13 protein-coding genes are annotated in these 13,505 nt (G+C 70.7%); 4 read left to right on the top strand and 9 right to left on the bottom strand.

The window, feature by feature from the left end:
* Positions 1–75: 75 nt before the first annotated feature.
* The 3 genes from OHB00_RS19600 to OHB00_RS19590 are packed head-to-tail and all read right to left on the bottom strand — an operon-like array spanning position 76 to position 4,590.
* Positions 76–2,022, bottom strand: a complete 1,947-nt coding sequence (locus tag OHB00_RS19600) for a substrate-binding domain-containing protein (RefSeq protein ID WP_406436187.1) — start codon at positions 2,020–2,022, stop codon at positions 76–78.
* Positions 2,012–3,553 carry a sugar ABC transporter ATP-binding protein gene (locus OHB00_RS19595; RefSeq protein WP_406436186.1) on the bottom strand — a complete coding sequence of 514 codons (1,542 nt, stop codon included), beginning with the start codon at positions 3,551–3,553 and terminating at the stop codon, positions 2,012–2,014. Before OHB00_RS19595 ends, OHB00_RS19600 begins: the two co-directional genes overlap by 11 nt.
* Entirely contained in the window at positions 3,550–4,590 is a 1,041-nt protein-coding gene (locus tag OHB00_RS19590) for a LacI family DNA-binding transcriptional regulator (RefSeq protein ID WP_406436185.1), read from the bottom strand. The genes OHB00_RS19595 and OHB00_RS19590 overlap by 4 nt, the downstream gene beginning before the upstream one ends.
* A 170-nt stretch (positions 4,591–4,760) precedes the next feature.
* Here OHB00_RS19590 and OHB00_RS19585 point away from each other — a divergent pair, with 170 nt between their 5' ends.
* A complete protein-coding gene (locus OHB00_RS19585) occupies positions 4,761–4,955 on the top strand; it encodes a hypothetical protein (protein ID WP_406436184.1) in 195 nt (64 codons plus the stop codon).
* Between the two features lie 284 nt (positions 4,956–5,239).
* On the opposite strand, the gene OHB00_RS19580 is transcribed toward OHB00_RS19585, so the two are convergent.
* The 4 genes from OHB00_RS19580 to OHB00_RS19565 form a co-directional block, all read right to left on the bottom strand.
* Positions 5,240–6,148 (bottom strand): MBL fold metallo-hydrolase, encoded by a 909-nt coding sequence (locus tag OHB00_RS19580; protein ID WP_406436183.1) that lies wholly within the window; start codon positions 6,146–6,148, stop codon positions 5,240–5,242.
* 130 nt (positions 6,149–6,278) lie between these two features.
* Entirely contained in the window at positions 6,279–7,061 is a 783-nt protein-coding gene (locus tag OHB00_RS19575) for a VOC family protein (protein WP_406436182.1), read from the bottom strand.
* Between the two features lie 174 nt (positions 7,062–7,235).
* Positions 7,236–7,952, bottom strand: a complete 717-nt coding sequence (locus OHB00_RS19570; RefSeq protein ID WP_406436181.1) for a VOC family protein — start codon at positions 7,950–7,952, stop codon at positions 7,236–7,238.
* 70 nt (positions 7,953–8,022) lie between these two features.
* Positions 8,023–8,346, bottom strand: coding sequence for a hypothetical protein (locus OHB00_RS19565; protein WP_406445877.1), 324 nt, complete (start codon positions 8,344–8,346; stop codon positions 8,023–8,025).
* A 315-nt stretch (positions 8,347–8,661) separates the two neighbouring features.
* Between OHB00_RS19565 and OHB00_RS19560 the strand changes: the two genes are divergently transcribed.
* Positions 8,662–8,817, top strand: a complete 156-nt coding sequence (locus OHB00_RS19560) for a DUF397 domain-containing protein (RefSeq protein WP_406445876.1) — start codon at positions 8,662–8,664, stop codon at positions 8,815–8,817.
* On the opposite strand, the gene OHB00_RS19555 is transcribed toward OHB00_RS19560, so the two are convergent.
* Together OHB00_RS19555 and OHB00_RS19550 are read right to left on the bottom strand one after the other, a co-directional pair.
* The gene (locus OHB00_RS19555; protein WP_406436180.1) at positions 8,765–8,965 is read right to left on the bottom strand and encodes a hypothetical protein; all 201 of its coding nucleotides are present in this window, start codon (positions 8,963–8,965) and stop codon (positions 8,765–8,767) included. The genes OHB00_RS19560 and OHB00_RS19555 overlap by 53 nt on opposite strands.
* Positions 8,966–9,088: 123 nt before the next feature.
* Entirely contained in the window at positions 9,089–9,271 is a 183-nt protein-coding gene (locus OHB00_RS19550) for a hypothetical protein (RefSeq protein WP_406436179.1), read from the bottom strand.
* Positions 9,272–9,336: 65 nt separating this feature from the next.
* Between OHB00_RS19550 and OHB00_RS19545 the strand changes: the two genes are divergently transcribed.
* Together OHB00_RS19545 and OHB00_RS19540 are read left to right on the top strand one after the other, a co-directional pair.
* A complete protein-coding gene (locus OHB00_RS19545; protein ID WP_406436178.1) occupies positions 9,337–11,607 on the top strand; it encodes an ATP-dependent RecD-like DNA helicase in 2,271 nt (756 codons plus the stop codon).
* Positions 11,608–11,804: 197 nt separating this feature from the next.
* Positions 11,805–13,094 carry a citrate synthase gene (locus OHB00_RS19540; protein ID WP_294002060.1) on the top strand — a complete coding sequence of 430 codons (1,290 nt, stop codon included), beginning with the start codon at positions 11,805–11,807 and terminating at the stop codon, positions 13,092–13,094.
* Positions 13,095–13,505 lie beyond the last annotated feature (411 nt).

Below are 13,505 nucleotides of genomic sequence, written 5' to 3'. Positions count from 1 at the left end.
CTACGGATGGGGCGAGGCGGCCGGGGCCCGATGCACCGGTGCTCAATTCAACCGCCCGGCCGCCTCGCTGGTGCCTCAGCCCGTGAAACCGGCCACGTTGTCCTTCGTGACCACCTTCACCGGCACCTTGATCGCCGACGGGATCCTCTGGTCCTCGATCGACTTGAGGGCGTTGTCCACGGCGATCTTCCCCAGCTGGCTGGGCTGCTGGGCCACCGACGCGTACAGCGTGCCGTTCTTCACCGCGGTCAGCCCGTCCGGGGTGCCGTCGAAGCCGATCACCGAGACCGACGAACCGGCCTTGGAGCCCAGCGCCTTGATCGCGCCGAGGGCCATCTCGTCGTTGGCGGCGATGACGCCCTGGACGTCCGGGTGGGCCTGGAGCAGGTTCGACATCACGTCGAGGCCCTTGGTGCGGTCGAAGTCGGCGGGCTGCTGGGCGACCACCTGGATGCCCGGGTAGGCCTTGAGGCCGTTGGCGAAGCCCTGCGCCCGCTCCCGGGCGGCGGAGGTGCCGGCCTGGCCCTGCAGGATCACGATCTTGCCCTGGCCGCCGAGCTTCTCGGCGATCGTCTTCGCGGCCAGCTCGCCGCCGGTGACGTTGTCGGAGGCGACCAGCGTCGCCGTCGTGGCGTTGTTCACCCCGCGGTCGACGGCGATCACCGGGATGCCGGCCTTGCCGGCGGCCTTCACGGAGTTGCTCGCCGCGTCCGAGTCGACCGGGTTGACGATGATCGCGCCGAGGCCCGAACTGGTGAAGTTCTGCAGCTGGTTGGCCTGCTGCGAGGCGTCGTTCTGGGCGTCGGTGACGGTCAGGTCCACGCCCTGCTTCCGCGCCTCGGCCTGGGCACCGGCCCGGATCTGCACGAAGAAGGGGTTGTTGAGGGTGGACAGGGACAGGCCGATCTTCGGGGTGGCGGAGGAGGAGCCGGTGTGCAGGAGCGAGGTCGCGGCGACCAGCGCCACGGTGACGACCGCCGCGAGCGCGTACGTCCCGGCCTGCTTGCCCTTGTTCCCGCCGGTACCGGCGGCCAGCGGGGTGGCCCCGGCCTTGCGGCGGACGGTGTCCAGCAGGACGGCCAGCGCGATGACGACACCGATCACGACCTGCTGCCAGAACGCGGACACGTTGAGCAGGTTGAGGCCGTTGCGCAGCACCGCGAGGATCAGCGCGCCGATCAGTGTCCCGGACGCCTTGCCGGTGCCGCCGGCCAGCGAGGCGCCGCCGATCACGACGGCCGCGATGGCGTCCAGTTCGTAGCCGTTCGCGGCCTGCGGCTGCGCCGAGGAGAGCCGGGCGGCCAGCACGATGCCGGCGACGGCCGCGAACAGCCCGGACAGCGCGTAGATGGCGAGCTTCTGCTTCTGCACCCGCAGCCCGGACAGGCGGGCCGCCTCCTCGTTGCCGCCGATGGCGTACATCGAGCGCCCGATGTAGGTCCGGCCGAGGACGAAGGCCGCGATCAGCCCCATGAGGACCATGACCAGCACCGGCACCGGCAGCCAGCCGCCGAGGGTGTCACCGAGGTGCGACACGGAGTCGGGGAAGGCGATGGGGGAGCCCTCCGAGATCACCAGCGCGAGGCCGCGTCCCACCGACAGCATCGCGAGCGTCGCGATGAACGGCGGCAGCTTGCCGTACGCGATGAGGAAGCCGTTGACGAGACCGGCCGCGATACCGGTGGCCACGGCGAGGACGACCGCCAGGAAGACCGGCACCCCGTGCGAGGTGGCGCTCCACGCCAGCACGGTGGCCGACAGGGCCGCCACCGAGCCGACCGACAGGTCGATGCCCGCCGCGACGATCACGAAGGTCGCGCCGAAGGCGAGGATGGCCGTCACGGCCGCCTGGACGCCGACGTTGAGCAGGTTGTCGGTGGTGAGGAAGTCCCCGGACAGCGCCGACATGGCGATGACGAGAACGATCAGCGCGGTGAGCGCGCCGTTGTCGAGGAGCAGCCGGCGCACGCCCGCGGCGCCACCGGCGCCCGTACCGCTGCTCTTGAGCGTGTCAGTGGCCACGTCCGGCCTCCTTGTCGCTTGTGGTGGGAGTGGTGGGGGTGGTGGGGGAGCCGACGGCGAGTGCCATCACGGAGTCCTGGGTGGCCTGGTCGGCGGCCAGTTCCCCCGCGATCCGGCCCTGGGCCATCACCAGCACCCGGTCGCTCATCCCGAGGACCTCCGGCAGATCACTGGAGATCATCAGCACGGCGGCCCCGGCGGCCGTGAGTTCGTTGATCAGCTGGTAGATCTCGACCTTGGCGCCGACGTCGATGCCCCGCGTCGGCTCGTCGAGGATCAGCACCCTGGTGTCGGCGAGCAGCCACTTGCCGATGACGACCTTCTGCTGGTTGCCGCCGGAGAGCGTCCGCACGTGCTGGCCGAGCCCGGCCATCCGCACGCCCAGCTGCCCGGCGATCCGCTCGGCGGCGACATGCTGCCCCTTGAGGTCGACGATCCCGGCCCGGGTCGCCCTCCGCAGCGTCACCAGGCCGAGGTTCTCCTCGACGGAGGCGTCGAGCACCAGCCCCTGCCCCTTGCGGTCCTCCGGGACGAGCCCGATCCCGGCCGCCATGGCCGCGCCCACGTCGTGCCGCCTGAGCGCCGTACCGGCGACCTTCACGGCACCCTCGTCGTACGGATCGGCCCCGAAGACGGCCCGTACGACCTCCGTACGGCCCGCGCCCACAAGGCCGGCGATCCCCACGACCTCCCCGGCGTGCACCTCGAAGCTCACGTCGTGGAAGACCCCGTCCCGGGTCAGCCCCTGGACGGAGAGCAGCGCGGCCCCCGTCCCGGTCCGCTCGCGCGGGTACTGCTGCTCGATGGACCGTCCCACCATCAGCCGTACCAGTTCGTCCTGCGGGGTGGCGGCGGGCACCTGGCCCACGCTCTTGCCGTCCCGGATGACCGTCACCCGGTCCCCGACGGCGGCGATCTCCTCCAGGTGATGCGTGATGAAGACGATCCCGACCCCGTCGGCGCGCAACTGCCGCACGATCGCGAAGAGCTTCTCGACCTCCTCCGAGGTGAGGACGGCGGTCGGCTCGTCCATGATGAGCACGCGCGCGTCCAGGCTGAGCGCCTTGGCGATCTCCACCATCTGGAGCCGGGCGATGCCGAGTTCACGGACACGCGCGCGTGGCGACACGTTGACGCCGACCCGCCCGAGCAGGACCTCGGCGTCGGCCTCCATCCGCTTGCGGTCGATCATCCCGAGGCGGCGCGGCTGCCGGCCCAGGAAGATGTTCTCGGCGACCGTGAGGTCGGGTACGAGGTTGAACTCCTGGTAGATGGTGGCGATCCCGAGCCGCTCGGAGTCCTGCGCACCATGGATGCGCACCTCCTCGCCGCCGGCCAGGATCCGCCCCGCGTCGGGGGTGTAGGCGCCGGAGAGCATCTTGATGAGGGTGCTCTTGCCCGCGCCGTTCTCACCGAGGAGCACGTGCACCTCGCCCCGGCGCAGATCGAAGTCGACGCCGTCGAGCGCGACCACGCCGGGGAAGGACTTGCGTATGCCCTCGATGCGCAGCAACTCGTCCGGGTTGCTCACGACGTGCTCCTTTGCACAGGGGTCTGGTTCGGCTGGTTCTCGTCGCGGCCTTCGCCGCACGAACGGCGGACCACGAGCCGGGCGGGGAGGGTGACGGACTGCGGGGGTCGGCCCTCGATACGGTCGATCAGCGCGCGTACGGCGGCCCGGCCCAGCTCGCCGGTGGGCTGGGCGATGGCGGTGACGGGCGGGTCGGTGTGCGGGAACCAGGGGATGTCGTCGAAGGCGGCCAGCGCGATGTCACGTGGCACCCGCAGCCCCCGTCCCCGGATCGCGTCCAGCGCCCCCAGCGCCATCAGGTTGTCCGCGGCGAACACGACCTCGGGCGGCTCGGGCAGGTCGAGGAACCCCTCGGTGACCCGCCGTCCGCTCTCGGCCTGGAAGTCGCCCTGGCCTATGTAGGCGTCGGGGAGGGGGACGCCGTGCTCGGCGAGCGCCTCGCGGAAGGCCCGCACACGTTCGCTGCCGGTGGTCGTGGCCGCCGGTCCCGCGATGATCGCGACCCGCCGGTGCCCCAGCCCGCACAGATGGGCGACGAGATCGCGGATGGCGGCCTGCCCGTCCGCCCGCACCACCGGCACGTCGACGCCCGGGATCCACCGGTCGACGAACACCATGGGCGTGCCGGCGCGGGCCGCCTCCAGCATCAGCGGCGAGCCGCCGTCGGTGGGGGAGACGAGCAGCCCGTCGATCCGGCGGTCGAGCAGCGTCCGTACGTGGTGGTCCTGCAGCTCCGGCCGCTCGTCGGCGTTGCCGATGATGACGCTGTAGCCGAGGGCGCGGGCCGCCTCCTCGACCGAGCGGGCCAGCTCGGTGAAGTAGGGGTTCATCACGTCGCTGATGACCAGGCCGAGGGTGCGGGTCTGGTCGGTGCGCAGGGAGCGGGCGACGGCGTTCGGGCGGTAGCCCAGCGTCTGGACGGCGGCCAGTACGCGGGTACGGGCGTCGTCGCTGACCGACGGATGGTCGTTCAGGACCCGGGACACCGTGGCGACGGAGACGCCTGCCTCGGCGGCGACGTCCTTGATGCTCGCCATCTCCGCTCCACCTCCTCGTGGAATCGATTACACGACTGCGTGTACCGAGGATTGGAATCGATTACATGCGGATCGGGCAAGGGCCCGGAGATGGCCGAAATCCAATCGTGACCGAAGGGGGAGTCGGACGGGACTGGCTCACGCGCGGCCTGACCTGTGGAATTCCGGGCATGACCCGGACGGAGATACGCGACGGTTCGCTGCTGCTGTTCGTCGCCGCGCTGGAGGTGGCCGTGATCGTGGGCGGTGGGCTCTCCGCGGCCTGGGCGCTGGGCGTCGCCGGCGTCTACCTGGTGTTCCTGCTGGCCTATGTACGGGGCGTCGTGCGCCGCCGGCGGCTCGGGGCCGCCGAGGGCGAGGGCTGACCAGCACGGCCGTGCTGCGTCACCGCGGCCCGTCGGCGCCGCGTCGCCCCGTGGTCAGCAACGTCTTGGTCAGCATCCTCGCCCCGTGGTCGGCTGCGTCGTTCCGTGGTCGGCTACGTCGCCCCGTGGTCGGCCGGCGGACCGTGGTCGGCCGGGTGGCCGACCTTGTCCAGCAGCGACAGGAGGGGCGCCAGGACGTCGACGGAGTCACGCCCTGCCCTGCCACCGCACACCGGCGAACCGGAGTGAACCCGGACGTGGGTTGCCGGGCCGGGCGAGGGAACTCACCAGCGCACTGCGGCGAAGTCCACCGGACGGGGCCGCAGTTCCCGGGTACGGGCAGCCAAGTGCCGGAGCCGGTCGGCCATTTCCCCGTGGGGGAGGCGGCGGCGGTCGCCGTGCCCCGGCAGCAGCCACTCGAAGCGCAGCCGGCCGGCGGCCCGGGTCAGCGAGGCGGCCAGTTCGCGGATGGAGTACCAGGTGACGCTGTCGACGACCTCGATGTCCGCCGTCGTACGCGACCAGTAGAAACTGTCGCCGCTGAAGCAGTACCGGTCGTCGGCCAGGTAGAGCACGCTGCCGCGGGTGTGCCCGGGAAAGGGGAGGGCGAGGACGCCGTCCGCGATCCGGGCCGGTTCGGTGCCGCGCAGCACCCGGTCGGCGTCCGGGGCGGCGTCGAGGTCGCCCTCGTGGATCCAGAGCCGGGCGCCGAATCGGTCGGCGTACGGGCGGCCGTGCGCGGCGTGGTCGCGATGGGTGAGGAGTACGTCGGTGACGGGCCCCGGCGCCTCGTAGCGGGCGGCGAGCGCCGGGCTCCAGCGCGGGGTGTCGATCATCATCGAGGTGCCGTCGGGGCGGCGCAGGAGGTAGGAGTTGGCGCCGGCGGTGTGCGGCGAGTTGTGCCCGCACAGCAGCACGGCGCCCGTGCCGGTGCCGGTGCCGGCGTCCAGGGGCATGGGGAACGGATCCCGGGCCGGGTCCAGCCGCCCGCCCGGGGGCCGGACGGACCGGCTGGGGCAGGCGTGCGCCGCCGCGTGCAACCGCCCCGCCTCCGCCGCGTCGCGCGGCTGGCGCAGTACGGCCGAGCGTCCCGCCACCTCACCGATGAGCCCCGGGGCGAGTTGCCGCGCGACATCGCAGTTCGTGCAGCGTCCGTCCACCCGCCAGCCGTGCTCGGCCTGTTCGGTCCCCATGACCCCGCCCTCTTCCGCTCCCGTACCGCCGGTCCCCTCAGGGGTATCCCGGGCCGCGCGGAAAGCGGAAGGGGGTCAGGATCTGGTGGTTACGGCAAGGGGCTGCTCTGCCGTCGGCGGGCACGGTGTCTCACATCGGCTTCGGCTTGAAGACCGCGAACGTGGCGCCCTGCGGGTCGGCGACCACGGACATGCGGCCGGCCATCATCTCGAACGGCGGTGCGAGTACCGTGCCGTTGCGCTTGACCAGGGCGTCCACGGTGGAGTCGACGTCGTCGACCGCGAAGTAGGTGAGCCAGTGCGGCGGGACACCGGGCCGGTCGTCGCCGAGCCGGGCGGCGCCGCCGACGCCCCGGCCGCCGACGTTCAGGGACCAGTAGGTCCCGTCGGCGCCCTCCATCGGCTGGATCTCGATCCCGAAGGCCTCGCCGTAGAAGCCGGTGGCTCCGGGGACGTCGCTGGTGTTCAGCTCGTTCCAGATCAGCGCGCCCGGCTCGTTGACCACCCCGGCGCCGTGGAACTCGCCCGGCTGCCACACCCCGAACACCGCCCCCTGCGGGTCGGCGGCGATCAGCATCCGGCCGATGTCACCGACGTCCATCACCGGGGCGATCAGGGTGCCGCCCGCCGAGACGATGGTGTCCTGGGTGGCCTGTGCGTCGGTGCTGGCCAGGTAGGTGGTCCACACGGTCGGCGGCTCCGGCTGTCCCTCCGGCGCCATGGCCGCGCCGATGCCGGCCACCGGCTTGCCCCGCAGCGTGCAGACCGCGTATCCGCCGAAGTCGGCCCCGCCGACCTCGCCCTGCCAGCCGAACAGGTCACGGTAGAAGTCCAGCGCCGCCTGCTGGTCCTGCGCCATCAGATCGACCCAGCACGGGGTGCCGGTCGCGTACGGAGTGGTGATTTCGGGCATCTGCAGCTCCCTGCGCGCGAAAAATTTCCCCGCCGCCCACCATCACCGCTCCGGCGATTTCCCGCCACCGGAACGGCCGGGGTTTTACGCTCGGCTCACCTACGCGCGACCGTCATCCCGAGTCGCCCCCCTGGCCCCGCGAGCTGCGGCGGCCAGGGGGTGACGACAGCCCCGCTACCGGGGGCGCCGCACGCAGAACTCGTTGCCGTCGGGGTCGAGCATCAGGAGACGGGCACCGTCGCCGGTGTCGGTGCGCGTCGCGCCCAGCGAGACCAGGCGGCCGACCTCCGCCTCCCAGTCGGCGCCGGCGGGAATCTCCAGCTCGAAGTACAGCCTGTTCGGACCCGTCTTCGGCGCCACGGGCGGACCACCCCACGTGATCTTCGTACCGCCGTCGGGCGACTGGATCGCGGTCTCCTGGTCCTGGTCCCACACCAGCGGCCACCGCAGCGCCTCGCTCCAGAAGTAACCGACCTCCTGCGTACCGTCACAGGCCAGCGCTCCGATGAAGCCGGTGTCGGCGAGGAACTTGTTGCCCGCCTCGATGACGCAGAACTCGTTGCCGTCCGGATCGGCGAGCACGACATGCCCCTCCTCCGGGAGCTGCCCCACGTCGATGTGTCTCCCGCCGAGCGCCAGCGCCCGAGCCACCGTCTGCCGCTGCTCCTCCGGGGAGGCGCTCGTCAGGTCGAAGTGCGCCCGGTTCTGCCCGGTCTTCGGCTCCTGGCTCGGCAGGAAACGGATGCGGAACCCGGCGGCGTCAGGGGGCCGGATCGCCACGCCGTCGTCCGGACCGCCGGCCAGTTCCCAGCCCAGGACCCCGGACCAGAACCGCGCCAGAGCCGATGGCTGGGTGGCGTTGAAGCAGATCGCGTACAGCTGACTGGTCATACCCCGTGCGTCTCCTCTCCACTGACAACCGATAGAGCGCCTCGCCCTGCGCGCCTCCTGCTGCCGGCGCTCAGTGGTCCGGTGCGGCTTCTTCGAGGAGGCGAAGCAGTACCGCGGCCTCCGCGCGCAGCCGCCCGGCTCGGTCGGCGTGCGCGGGAGCGGTCAACTGCTCTGCCGCTGCCAGCCGTTCGGCCGCCTCCGCGCGTACGACACGCACCACGTCGGGCTCGCTCAGCTCACGCCGCGCCACCTCGGTGGCCCCGGCCCCGAACGGCGACGCCTCCAGGGCCAGGCCGCGCAGCTCCGTCTCGTCCACGGGCACCGCCTCCGCGTTGTCCAGAGCGGCGAGTGTCGCGCGCAGGGCGCTCACCGCGGCCTTGTCACGCGCACGCATCGCTTCCGGCAGTGCTTGACGCATATGGAGACGCACAGACATGTCGGCGACCTTATGGCGGCGCCCCTTGACCCACAACGCGTTATTACGAGCCGAGGCATGGCCGACGGCCGCTGAGCCGCGGCCAGCTCGCACCACACGTACTTCCCCCTATTACCGAACCTCGACAGCGGTTGCCCGCGCCTCCTGGGCCCGCTCAACTCAACACCTACCGAACAGGCTTCCGTAGAGTGGAGGCGGCGTCCCTCGATGTCGATAGGTCGCGTGACCTCATCTGCAAGCTGGTGGAAGAGCTGTGAGGCATAGGGTGGACAACTGGCGGAAGCCGACAACCATGTAGCTATCCGCGGCTCCACAGCACCCGCCCGCGCCACCCTCACCTTCCGCGCGGGAGCCTTCGCCGTCTTCGTTGCGGAGATCAAGTCTGCGGGCTCACCTGGACACTGGGCGCCGCACCCTGCAGCGCGGTGACCCGCTCGATGACCAGCCCCGCCAGTACGGCCGCCGCGAGCATGAGTGCCTCCGTCACCACGAGCCAGGCCATCGAGCCGGGGGCCACCCGGCTTGCGACCACGAGCACCAGCGCGTGCGCGATCCAGGCGGCCCACCACAGATTCACCAGCGCGCTCTCCCGGTCGCCCCACGGGCGAGGATCCGGGGAGTTGTGCGGGCGTCGCTCGTCATCGTCGTCCGGTCTGTCTCGGAAGTGTGCGCCGCTGTGGCGGACGCCTGGGCGGAGTGATCATAGGGCCCGGTCGAGACCGAAAGTCAGGACGTCGGTGGGCAGGTACGGGGCAGGCCGGTCGGGATCGGGGCGCCAGGCCTGCCGGTCCGCCTCCGTGGTGAACGGGCCGCGACGCTCCTCGATCATGCCCACCGCCTGCGCGCGGGCCGGCTCGACCGCCCGCTGATCGGCTTCGCACACCACTGAAGCACCAGTTCCTCGGCAACCCGCCCCTGACTGTCAGTCCCCGCAAGTACCGTCGGATCATGGCTGACCAGGCGGGGACCCCCACAGGCGAACGACGACTCGCCACCGTCGAAGGTGTGCTCGAACGCATCACGTACGCGAACGAGGAGAACGGCTACACGGTCGCGCGGGTCGACACCGGCAGAGGCGCCGGTGATCTGCTGACGGTCGTCGGTGCGCTGCTCGGCGCGCAGGTGGGGGAGTCGCTGCGGATGGAGGGCCGCTGGGGGTCGCATCCCCAGTACGGCAAGCAGTTCACCGTGGAGAACTACACCACCGTGCTGCCGGCCACCGTGCAGGGCATACGGCGCTATCTGGGGTCGGGGCTGGTCAAGGGGATCGGGCCGGTGTTCGCGGACCGGATCACCCAGCACTTCGGCGTGGACACCCTGAGGATCATCGAGGAGGAGCCGAAGCGGCTGGTCGAGGTGCCCGGTCTCGGCCCGAAGCGGACGAAGAAGATCGCCGACGCCTGGGAGGAGCAGAAGGCGATCAAGGAGGTCATGCTCTTCCTCCAGACCGTCGAGGTGTCGACCTCCATCGCCGTGCGGATCTACAAGAAGTACGGCGACGCGTCGATCTCCGTCGTGAAGAACCAGCCGTACCGGCTCGCGGCCGACGTGTGGGGCATCGGGTTCCTCACCGCCGACAAGATCGCCCAGTCGGTGGGCATTCCGCACGACAGCCCGGAGCGGGTGAAGGCGGGGCTGCAGTACGCGCTGTCGCAGTCCGCCGACCAGGGGCACTGCTACCTTCCCGAGGAGCGGCTCATCGCCGACGCCGTGAAACTCCTCCAGGTCGACACCGGCCTCGTCATCGACTGTCTCGCCGAACTGGCGGCGCAGCCCGAGGACGGGGAGGACCCGGGGGTCGTACGGGAGAAGCTCCCGGGCCCCACTCCCGACGCCGAACCTGTCACCGCCGTCTACCTCGTCCCCTTCCACCGCGCCGAAGTCGCCCTCGCCTCCCAGCTGTTGCGGCTCCTGCGCACCGGTGACGACCGGATGCCGACGTTCCGGGACGTCGCCTGGGACAAGGCGCTCGCCTGGCTGAAGGACCGCACCGGCGTCGAACTCGCCCCCGAGCAGGAGGCCGCCGTCAGGCTGGCGCTGACGGAGAAGGTCGCGGTGCTGACCGGTGGGCCCGGCTGCGGCAAGTCGTTCACCGTCCGGTCGATCGTGGAGCTGGCGCGGGCGAAGCGGGCGAAGGTGGTGCTCGCCGCCCCCACCGGCCGGGCCGCCAAGCGGCTCGCCGAGCTGACCGGCGCGGAGGCGTCCACCGTGCACCGGCTGCTGGAGCTGAAGCCGGGCGGGGACGCGGCCTATGACCGGGACCGGCCGCTCGACGCCGACCTGGTGGTGGTGGACGAGGCGTCGATGCTCGATCTGCTCCTCGCCAACAAGCTGGTCAAGGCCGTACCGCCGGGTGCGCATCTCCTCTTCGTGGGGGATGTGGACCAACTGCCCAGCGTCGGGGCGGGCGAGGTGCTCCGCGACCTGCTCGCCGACGGCAGTCCGATCCCGGCGGTGCGCCTCACGCGGGTGTTCCGCCAGGCCCAGCAGTCCGGCGTGGTCACCAACGCGCACCGGATCAACGCGGGGCAGCACCCCGTCACCGACGGCATGAAGGACTTCTTCCTCTTCGTGGAGGACGAGACGGAGGAGGCCGGCAAACTCGCCGTCGACGTCGCCGCCCGGCGTGTTCCGGCCAAGTTCGGGCTGGACCCGCGGCGCGACGTGCAGGTCCTCACCCCCATGCACCGGGGGCCCGCCGGCGCGGGCGCGCTCAACGGCCTGCTTCAGCAGGTCATCACCCCGGCCCGCCCGGACCTGCCCGAGAAGCGGTTCGGCGGGCGGGTGTTCCGGGTCGGTGACAAGGTCACCCAGATCCGCAACAACTACGAGAAGGGCGAGAACGGCGTCTTCAACGGCACCGTGGGCGTGGTCACCGCGCTCGACCCGGTCGACCAGCGCCTCACGGTGCTGACGGACGAGGACGAGGAGGTGCCGTACGAGTTCGACGAACTGGACGAACTGGCACATGCCTACGCGGTGACCATCCACCGTTCGCAGGGGAGTGAATATCCCGCCGTGGTGATTCCGGTCACCACCGGAGCCTGGATGATGCTCCAGCGCAACCTGCTCTACACGGCGGTCACGCGGGCCAAGCGGCTGGTCGTCCTCGTCGGTTCGCGCAAGGCGATCGGGCAGGCGGTGCGCACCGTTTCGGCAGGCCGGCGCTGTACCGCGCTGGACTTCCGGCTCCGCCGGAGCGGATCTCCGGAAAAATGATCGATCAAATGAGTCGTGAAGGTCACAAGACCCTTCCCGATGGGGGAACAAGGGGGCAGGATGAGCAGGTTGGCGGCACTGAGTGCCGCCGATAGGCCCAATGGTCGACCCCGAGTGCACTCTCCTGAGCCAAATGGGGGATGGTAGAGACAGTCAGGGCACCTCGAAGATGAGGCACTACGTCGGTGAGGGAAGACGTGAGCGACAACTCTGTAGTACTGCGGTACGGCGACGGCGAGTACACCTACCCGGTGGTCGACAGCACCGTCGGCGACAAGGGCTTCGACATCGGGAAGCTCCGCGCCCAGACCGGTCTCGTGACCCTGGACAGCGGCTACGGCAACACGGCTGCCTATAAATCCGCCATCACCTACCTCGACGGCGAGGCGGGCATCCTCCGCTACCGCGGCTACCCGATCGAGCAGCTGGCGGAGCGCTCCACCTTCCTGGAGGTGGCCTACCTGCTGATCAACGGTGAGCTGCCGACGGTCGACGAGCTCACCACGTTCAAGAACGAGATCACGCGGCACACCCTGCTCCACGAGGACGTCAAGAACTTCTACCGGGGCTTCCCGCGTGACGCCCACCCGATGGCCATGCTGTCGTCGGTGGTCTCCGCGCTGTCCACCTTCTACCAGGACAGCCACAACCCGTTCGACGCGAAGCAGCGCGACCTCTCCACCATCCGCCTGCTCGCCAAGCTTCCGACCATCGCCGCGTACGCGTACAAGAAGTCGGTCGGCCACCCGTTCGTCTACCCGCGCAACGACCTCTCCTACGTGGAGAACTTCCTGCGCATGACGTTCTCGGTGCCGGCGCAGGACTACGAGCTCGACCCGGTCGTCGTCTCGGCCCTGGACAAACTGCTGATCCTGCACGCGGACCACGAGCAGAACTGTTCGACGTCGACGGTCCGTCTGGTCGGCTCGTCGCAGGCGAACATGTTCGCGTCGATCTCCGCCGGCATCTCCGCGCTCTGGGGCCCCCTGCACGGCGGTGCCAACCAGTCCGTCCTGGAGATGCTGGAGGGCATCCAGGCCAACGGCGGCGACGTCGACTCCTTCATCACCAAGGTGAAGAACAAGGAGGACGGCGTCCGCCTGATGGGCTTCGGCCACCGGGTCTACAAGTCCTTCGACCCGCGCGCCAAGATCATCAAGTCCGCCGCGCACGACGTCCTCTCGGCCCTCGGCAAGTCCGACGAGCTGCTGGACATCGCGCTGAAGCTGGAGGAGCACGCGCTCTCCGACGACTACTTCGTCTCGCGCAACCTCTACCCGAACGTCGACTTCTACACCGGCCTGATCTACCGCGCCATGGGCTTCCCGACCGAGATGTTCACGGTCCTGTTCGCCCTCGGCCGGCTGCCCGGCTGGATCGCCCAGTGGCAGGAAATGATCAAGGAGCCGGGTTCCCGCATCGGCCGCCCGCGCCAGATCTACACGGGCGTCGTCGAGCGCGACTTCGTGCCGGTCGAGGAGCGCTGACTGCCCGCCGCCGCTGACCGTCCGCGGCCACCGCGGCAGGCCTGAGGCGAGGGAGTCGAAGGGGCGCGTCGGTGTCGAGGCGCCCCGGAGACCGACCGGCTCCGGAAAACGCGGCACAAACCCGGCAGGAACGCGGCACAGACGCAGCAGAAGGCGCCCTGGAGCGCCGGTCCCCCCACGGGCCGGCGACCAGGGCGCCTTCCCGTGTCCCGGTGCGGATTCCCCCCACGGGATCCGGCCGGGCGTTCGGTACGGCAGCGCCTGAATCGCTGCGTTGAGCACAACGAGCAGAACTCGCCGTACTTCATCCAGTGATGCGGTGCGATCTGCCGGGACCCGCACGGCACGGGAGGGCCGCTCAAAGCTTCCCGTCGTACGTGCCCCGGCAACGCATCTCTGAGGAAGTCCCCC

The sequence above is a fragment of the Streptomyces sp. NBC_00631 genome, assembly GCF_045206895.1.
GTDB lineage: Bacteria > Actinomycetota > Actinomycetes > Streptomycetales > Streptomycetaceae > Streptomyces.
This window is presented reverse-complemented; position numbering and strand designations above follow the sequence as displayed.

Bases quoted from the DNA above. Each gene is read 5' to 3' on its own strand.
- OHB00_RS19585 (WP_406436184.1), top strand. From the start codon at position 4,761: ATGACCCGGACGGAGATACGCGACGGTTCGCTGCTGCTGTTCGTCGCC.
- OHB00_RS19575 (WP_406436182.1), bottom strand. From the start codon at position 7,061: ATGCCCGAAATCACCACTCCGTACGCGACCGGCACCCCGTGCTGGGTC.
- OHB00_RS19590 (WP_406436185.1), bottom strand. From the start codon at position 4,590: ATGGCGAGCATCAAGGACGTCGCCGCCGAGGCAGGCGTCTCCGTCGCC.
- OHB00_RS19545 (WP_406436178.1), top strand. From the start codon at position 9,337: ATGGCTGACCAGGCGGGGACCCCCACAGGCGAACGACGACTCGCCACC.
- OHB00_RS19580 (WP_406436183.1), bottom strand. From the start codon at position 6,148: ATGGGGACCGAACAGGCCGAGCACGGCTGGCGGGTGGACGGACGCTGC.
- OHB00_RS19565 (WP_406445877.1), bottom strand. From the start codon at position 8,346: ATGCGTGCGCGTGACAAGGCCGCGGTGAGCGCCCTGCGCGCGACACTC.
- OHB00_RS19570 (WP_406436181.1), bottom strand. From the start codon at position 7,952: ATGACCAGTCAGCTGTACGCGATCTGCTTCAACGCCACCCAGCCATCG.